This is a genomic window from Waterburya sp. (genome assembly GCF_058530065.1).
In genome coordinates this window covers 1-7362 of record NZ_JBZNBU010000271.1, presented here as the reverse complement: position 1 = coordinate 7362, position 7362 = coordinate 1, and the positions used below count along the sequence as shown (strand labels likewise).

General features: G+C 40.8%; 6 protein-coding genes, 1 tRNA gene and 1 pseudogene. 5 read left to right on the top strand and 3 right to left on the bottom strand.

The features are described 5' to 3' along the window. The 4 genes from AC33VI_RS16190 to AC33VI_RS16175 form a co-directional block, all read left to right on the top strand. On the top strand, positions 1–193 hold a 193-nt coding region (locus tag AC33VI_RS16190), incomplete at its 5' end, for a 2Fe-2S iron-sulfur cluster-binding protein (RefSeq protein ID WP_491783295.1). Positions 194–271: 78 nt separating this feature from the next. Beyond that, entirely contained in the window at positions 272–490 is a 219-nt protein-coding gene (locus tag AC33VI_RS16185; RefSeq protein ID WP_491783294.1) for a hypothetical protein, read from the top strand. A gap of 48 nt (positions 491–538) precedes the next feature. Continuing rightward, positions 539–1924, top strand: a complete 1386-nt coding sequence (gene argH / locus AC33VI_RS16180) for an argininosuccinate lyase (RefSeq protein ID WP_491783293.1) — start codon at positions 539–541, stop codon at positions 1922–1924. Between the two features lie 29 nt (positions 1925–1953). Next, entirely contained in the window at positions 1954–2409 is a 456-nt protein-coding gene (locus tag AC33VI_RS16175) for an NUDIX domain-containing protein (protein WP_491783292.1), read from the top strand. 24 nt (positions 2410–2433) lie between these two features. Here the strand turns inward: AC33VI_RS16175 and AC33VI_RS16170 are convergent, their stop codons facing one another. Beyond that, positions 2434–5946, bottom strand: coding sequence for a nitric oxide synthase oxygenase (locus AC33VI_RS16170; protein WP_491783291.1), 3513 nt, complete (start codon positions 5944–5946; stop codon positions 2434–2436). Between the two features lie 154 nt (positions 5947–6100). Continuing rightward, on the bottom strand, positions 6101–6562 hold the full coding sequence (locus AC33VI_RS16165) for a hypothetical protein (protein ID WP_491783290.1): 462 nt from the start codon (positions 6560–6562) through the stop codon (positions 6101–6103). A 163-nt stretch (positions 6563–6725) separates the two neighbouring features. Between AC33VI_RS16165 and AC33VI_RS16160 the strand changes: the two genes are divergently transcribed. After that, a tRNA-Asn gene (locus tag AC33VI_RS16160) sits at positions 6726–6797 on the top strand. Between the two features lie 143 nt (positions 6798–6940). Here the strand turns inward: AC33VI_RS16160 and AC33VI_RS16155 are convergent. Next, positions 6941–7362: pseudogene (locus AC33VI_RS16155) on the bottom strand (hypothetical protein); the annotation flags it as partial.

Sequence of the window (7362 nt, the reverse complement as noted above, 5' to 3'; positions counted from 1 at the left end):
TTTAGAATTTGCCGAGGCTAACGGTATCAATCCCGAATTTAGCTGTCGTCAGGGAGTTTGTTTGACTTGTATGTGTCAACTAAAAGAAGGAGAAGTAGAATACCTCGAAGAACCAGGTGGCGAACCCGATGAAGGGGAAGTACTAATTTGTATTTCTCAACCTAAAACCAAAAAAATTGTTTTGGATTTATAGTCGTTAGAATAAACTGGCGATTTATCAAATCTAAGATTAGATTGGGTGCGGGTTGCTTTCATCTAATTTCCTAACAATATGGATACATTATTCAACGACCAATTAATACAGGTTTTCATTGACCTGCACCATCATTACCTATTACCCAATTCTCATCTAATCGCCCAAACAATTGAAGATCCAGATATCCTCGGACAAATTCAAGATGCTTGGTACTACTTTATCGATTCGGGTCAAGTGTGGGCATTATTGGGTGGAATGTTTTTAGGTTACACCTTTAAAGGTTTTACGGGGTAGATATCGATCTAAAATAATCTAGTTGTTAAATTTGTCGATTTTGCTACTGTGAACGAGAAAAAAACCTGGAGCGATCGCTTTGAGTCGGCTTTGAACCCTGCGATCGCTATTTTTAATGCCAGTATTGGTTTTGATATTCAATTAATCGAATACGATCTGACTGGCTCAATTGCCCATGCCAAAATGTTAGCCAAAACTCAAATTATTAGCGATGAGGAGGCAAAACAATTAGCAGCGGGTTTGGAGCAAATTCGTCAGGAATATCGAGATGGTAATTTTAATCCTGGGGTAGAAGCCGAAGACGTTCACTTTGCAGTGGAAAGACGATTGATTGAAATTGTTGGGGATGTGGGCAAAAAGCTTCATACAGCCCGTTCTCGCAACGATCAAGTAGGAACTGATATTAGGCTCTATTTAAAAGCAGAAATCAGAGAAATACAGCAGTATTTAAGAAAGTTTCAAGCAGCATTGCTAGCCCATAGCGAAAAGAATGTCGAAACTCTGATTCCTGGCTACACTCACCTACAACGAGCGCAACCCTTGAGCTTGGCACACCATCTTTTAGCCTATTTCCAAATGGCACAACGAGATTGGTTGAGATTGGAAGATGTCTACCAGCGGACTAATATATCTCCCCTTGGTTGTGGTGCTTTAGCGGGAACGACTTTTCCTATAGATCGCGCTTATAGTGCAGAATTGTTAGGTTTTGATAATATTTATGCTAATAGTCTCGATGGAGTTAGCGATCGCGATTTTGCGATCGAATTTCTCTGTGCTGCCAGTCTAATTATGGTACACCTCAGTCGCTTGAGCGAGGAAATGATTCTGTGGGCATCTCAAGAATTTAGCTTCATTACCCTCAAAGATACTTGTGCCACTGGTTCGAGTATTATGCCCCAAAAGAAAAATCCCGATATTCCCGAATTAGTGCGGGGGAAAACTGGTAGGGTATTCGGACACCTCCAAGGCTTGCTAACCATTATGAAAGGTTTGCCCTTAGCGTATAACAAAGATTTACAAGAAGACAAAGAAGGAATTTTTGACGGGGTAAAAACAGTCAAAGCTTGCCTTGAAGCCATGACGATTTTGCTGGAATCGGGAATTGAATTTAAGACCAACCGACTGGCAGAAGCAGTGGCGGAAGACTTTTCTAATGCGACGGATGTAGCAGATTACTTAGCAAGTAAAGACGTTCCTTTCCGAGAGGCTTATAATTTGGTGGGTAAGGTAGTAAAAACTAGCCTAGCTGCAGGAAAATTACTTAAAGATCTAACCTTGGAAGAATGGCAACAACTGCATCCTGCTTTTGAAGCCGATATCTACGATGCGATCGCTCCCAAACAAGTAGTTTCCGCCCGCAATAGCTATGGAGGAACGGGGTTTGCTCAAGTCCGTCAAGCTATATCTTCGGCTAAATCTTTATTAGATACCTAATCTATATAAACTTTATTCTCTTGCGATCTATGCGTAGTGCTTGGCGATTTATTTACACTGTAATTGGCATTATTTTCCGCCATCCCGTTACTGGTACGACAATTATTCCCGTTTTACCCGATGGCAAAATCGTACTAATACAAAGAAGCGATACGGGTAAATGGGGTTTGCCTGGAGGAATGGTCGATTGGGGAGAAGATATTCCCAATGCTGCCAGTCGCGAGTTGAAGGAAGAAACGGGATTGAATCTAATTAAAATCAAGCGATTGATGGGGGTTTATTCCGATCCCCACCGCGATCCTCGCTTGCATTCTATTTCCATCCTTTTAGAAGTAGATGCAGAAGGAGAATTCGATCCAGAAGATAAATTAGAAGTGTTGCAAGTACAAGCCTTTAGCCGAGATGAATTGCCTACAGAAAATCTCAGCCACGATCACGGTCGTCAATTACAAGACTATCTCAATAATACTATTGCGATCGCTTAGATGGAAACTAAATTAATTAAACAATTATTTTTCTAATTTATGAAAAGGACATTTAGCTTCATTATTACTATCGGAATCCCAAGGATCGGACATATAGAAGTAATTAGGCTTGAGAATGCGATTTTCCAATTCTAGAGGATAAACTGGAGTAATAGAGCCAGAAATAGGCGGTACTATCCAACCCCAATCGGCATGAACTGGACGTTTGCACTTCTCTTCTTCTGCCATAAATTCCATAAAATAATCGGTCATAGAATGGTGATCGATCAGTCGGACTCCTTGAGTTTTAAAAGAGTGTAATACTGCAAGGTTTAATTCCACCAAAGCCTTGTCTTTCCAAAGAGTATCGTTACTGCTACGGTCTAAGCCCATTTTTTCAGCAATTATTGGTAGTTTATTGTAGCGGTAGGTATCGCTGAAGTTACGCCCGCCAATTTCCGTACCCATATAAAATCCATTAAAGGGAGTACAAGTATATTGTACGCCGCCCAAATCTAGAGACATATTAGCAACGGCGGGGAGGGCATACCATTTCAAACCCAATTCCCCAAACCATTCATATTCTGGGTGAACGATATTAACATCGAGGATAATTTCTGGAGGAATATCGAACCACTTAGGATCTTTTCCTGGTAGTTGAATCACTATGGGTAGATAGTCGAAGGGAGTACGGTTAACAGGGGGTTGCCAGCCTAGTTTTATTGCTTGTTCGGTAAATTCTACGTTGGCAGGATCGCCTAAAATACTGCCGTCTTCTTGTTTGTAACCCGCATAGCGCAACAGTTGAGCATTCCACAAGCGTCTGCCATCTGGTTTAAACGCCGTCATCAAAGCCCGCAAGTCGCCATTGTTGGTAGCAATTTTAATATGGTCTACCAAAGCAGCAAACATCTCTTCTTCTGTTTCTAGATGGCGCATATCCCTAACTTGGAGACTAGTCCAAAAATAACGTCCCACACAACGACTACTATTACGCCAAGCCAACCGCGCGCCATAGCTTAACTCATCTAGGGTATGTTCGTAAGTTCCTGTAGTTTTTATTTCCGCTGCTACTTCTTGCCAACGGGGTAAAAAGACTTCGGGCAGACCTCTTTCTACATAACATTGCTTTAAATATGCCTCTGCTTCTTGGGCTACTTCCCCAACAGGTTGCACGTCAAAGCTATAACTTTCAATACTCTTAACTCCTCCTGCCACTTGAATTGCAGCTTTTTTAGGAGGTTCGGCATTACCATCTTCGTCTAGTTGAGAAGAGAATAATTCTTGGCGAATTGCTTCTTCATGCCATCCTGCATCTAGTAAATGCGATCGCACTGCATCCATGTAGGCTTGAGGACCGCAAAGAAATGCTACCGCCCCTGATTGATAGCTATAGTCTGCCTTGACTCGTTCGGCGGTCAATCTGCCTTCGGTACGAGTCGGAGTATATTTAACTTTAAAATTAGGAAATTTCTTTTGTAAAAAGTCCAGTTCGTATTTAAACACGAAGTCTTCTACTTTAGGTGCAGACCAATCCAAATAAAAGGGACGCTGTTCGCCTCTAGTAGCTAAAGTGCGCATCATAGAAATAGCGGGAGTTACGCCTATACCTCCAGCAAAAAAGTAGACTTGGGGTTCATCTTCGAGGAAATATTCCCCGCGAGGCTGAGAAATACGAAATAAAGAATGTTCGTCAGCGCGATCGCACAACCAACGGGAGAATAAGCCCATTTCTTCCCGTTTGACCGTAATTTCGTATCTTTTTGCCTGGTCGGCATTAGACGAAAGGGTATAAGCTCTAGTTACCCACACTCCGTCAATTCTGCCTTGAATTAAAATGTGTTGTCCTGGTTTATATGAGACTAAAGGTTCGCTGACGGGACGAAATTGAAAGCGATAGATTCCTTTACCTAATGCCTGTTTTAACAACAATTCCGCTACATCTAGATTGGCAGAACCCAACATCTCTTCTACCAAAGGCTGACAGCCACCACAAATAGTAGTTACTTGACTGGCTTCGGCAATTTTTTCGATGGTATCTAAGCCACTAGCAATCATTTCTTGCAGTTGACCGCAAGTAGTCTGGGTACAGTTACATACAATACTCTCTGGATCGACGAGGTTGTTAACCTCTTCAATTTGTAATTCCCCTAACTCCCGAAACAGGTTAATTTGCCAGCGAGGAATTTCTGACTGTTGAAACATCAAATTATTGGCTAGTTTGCGCCCCAACCAAGTACCCTGCACTGACATTCCCACTAATTGGTCGTCTTTAAACTTAAGAACTCGCTGTCCGCCTTTTTCCGTTTCATATTGTACGGATTCCGCATCGTCAATGCTGCCATTTTCCCATCTCCACTCAGCAGCACGATTATCTAAAGTCCGCACTCCGACCAAAATGCGATTGTCGCTTTGCAACATTCGCGTAGTTAAGGCTGGCTTGCCGTTTAAAGTCCCTTCACTGATAGTTAAAATGCCCCTGGAAGGCAAAATATAAACGTTAATGAAATCTAAGACGTGCTTTTCTAGCCAACTACCAAAAGAAGTACAACCCCTACCCAACCACTGACTAGTAGACTTATCGATCGCCAGTTCGGAATTATCGTAACTATTAATTAACGTCAGCCAAGCCCTAACGTCTTTTTCGTCAATGCCTCTGGTTTGTAAGTCGTAGATTACCGTTGAAGCGGGAACATTAACATACTGTACTTGTCGGGGGAGATCTGCCAAAATGCGATCGAGGTGGTGTCCCAAACTGGCAATAAATTCATCAAAATCGATCGAACCATCTTTATTGGTGTCTGCCTGTTCGATTAGAGCCTCTGCTTCTTCTTCACTATAGGATAGTTGTTCTAAATAAACCAACATTTCATCGCGATCTAAACTGCCACTGCGATCGGTATCGATCGCTTTAAAACAACGTCTGGCAAAACCAATCCCATCTAAGTTACGTTCTAGAACTGTAGATATTTCCTGGGCTAAATCAATTCCTCCTAATTGACTCATCCCTGTAAGTACTTTAGGGGGTTTGACTGTAGTAGTTCCTGCCAGCCATTTATAAATCCCAGTAGCAACATCTTCTGGGGCAACCCAAGGTAAATAGTTATCGCCCAAAGGCAAAGAAAGGGTACGGCGAAATCTAATTTCTTTTTTAAATTTAAGTAAGTCGGAAAATAAAGGAGCGTGGCGCAGGATTAAAGTCTCTTTGCCGCAATTTTTGACAATTTCGGCTGCCCTGCGTAATGCTTGTTCTAAGCCACTATTCTTTTCCGCCCTAGGGGCTACCCAGACTAATTGTTCTAGATTAAATTCCTCAGCCAGCTTAACCGCAAGATCGGTAAAATAAATAGCTTGAGGAAAATCAGCAGGAGTAATAAACGCTACGACTGCAAAACTATCAGCAAAAAGATCGCGATCGCTTTCTAAATTGTCAATGGAAACTATCTTAAATAAACCAACTTGAGTTTGAAGTAGATCGATTAGCTGTTGTGCTGGTTCGTAACTAGCTTGAGAAACAAAAACAACTATCTTTTTTTCTACTATTAGCTGGGTGTGCATAGCGCAGTTTAAATAATTAATTTTTTAAATATTTTGCTTTTGATTGTAAATCCTGACAACTGTAGTTCTGTAGTGAACTACATACAATCTTTAGAAAACTTCTTAGAACTCAGATTTAAAATACTTTATCTACTACTAACTACCCACTACCGATTTATGGTTCGATGTCTAGATGAAGAATATAATTTCCCAGTCGCACCCTATCCGACCACATTTCATATTCAATACGAACATTTTTCGGCAATATATCCCCTTCCACTTGTAAATAGCGGGTAAAATTACGCATTCTTAGAGATTTACTCGGCATATCTGGAGTTATATTCAAACAATAGCGACTAACTCCATAGATTCCCTTTTCCCAATAATGGCGATAGCTCAGTCGAGTATTACTTTGCATGGTCATCATCACTCTATAGGGGCTGATTTCTAACCAAAACAATCCTTGACTAGATTTGGTGTCGTTTTTAGAACTCGGTAAATTTTGTTGATTGAGTAATAAATGAAATTTATCTTGGTCGTGCTGGTATAAAGATGCCTGGGCTTGAACCACATTCCAGACTGGTAAATCAGTGGAAATAAAGGAAAGATAGACAGTTTGATAGCGATTGACGAGCATGAGGAGAAAATCTGATAGTAAAGAAGGGCTTTATTTCTAGGATATCCTTTATTTTCAGGTAATCGGTAGGTTAAACAATTAATTTGCAGAAATGCTTGTCAATTGTTTTGGTTTTGGTTATTATTGTTTATGGCTGGTGAAACGGACATCACTAGTGACGCTATCCTCAGTAGCTCAGTGGCAGAGCGGTCGACTGTTAATCGATTGGTCGTAGGTTCAAATCCTACCTGGGGAGTTTAAGTATTTTGAGGTAACTTTTTCCATAAGTTGAGAGGTTGCTACATCCAGATAACCGATAGATATGCTTTATAGGGCGATCGCCCTATAGATATATTGAAGGAAAGCGATCGCCTGAAGATAATAATTCCAGTTAATTTTTTATGACTCTTCAGAATTATCTTTTTGATCGTCTGGTTCTATTTCTGTAGTTGTAACTTCAATAATATTGTTGCGATCGCTATTTGTTTCTCTAGAGATAGTTTCGGGATCTGCTTCTAATACTTCTGCTACTTCCACTGTTTCTAAAGAATCTAGAGGAGATGGCTTTGTTTCTTCGTTGGTTTGAGTTTTGGTATTTTGGACAACGGGAGTATCTTCTACTTTTGATTCTATTTCTGGTGAAGTTTTAACAACAGCAGGTTCGTTTTCTACTTCTGTTGTTTCTGGAATTATCTTGTTAGCGGAATCTTCTTTGGTTTCTGTAGTAGATTCTGGAGTTGTTTCAGATTTTGCTGCTTCAATCTCAGTTTCTAGCTTCTCTACAACGGTATCGGGTTGTTTTTCCCTCTCAGGCTCTACTT

Bases quoted from the DNA above. Each gene is read 5' to 3' on its own strand.
- AC33VI_RS16170 (WP_491783291.1), bottom strand. From the start codon at position 5,946: ATGCACACCCAGCTAATAGTAGAAAAAAAGATAGTTGTTTTTGTTTCT.
- AC33VI_RS16165 (WP_491783290.1), bottom strand. From the start codon at position 6,562: ATGCTCGTCAATCGCTATCAAACTGTCTATCTTTCCTTTATTTCCACT.
- AC33VI_RS16185 (WP_491783294.1), top strand. From the start codon at position 272: ATGGATACATTATTCAACGACCAATTAATACAGGTTTTCATTGACCTG.
- AC33VI_RS16175 (WP_491783292.1), top strand. From the start codon at position 1,954: ATGCGTAGTGCTTGGCGATTTATTTACACTGTAATTGGCATTATTTTC.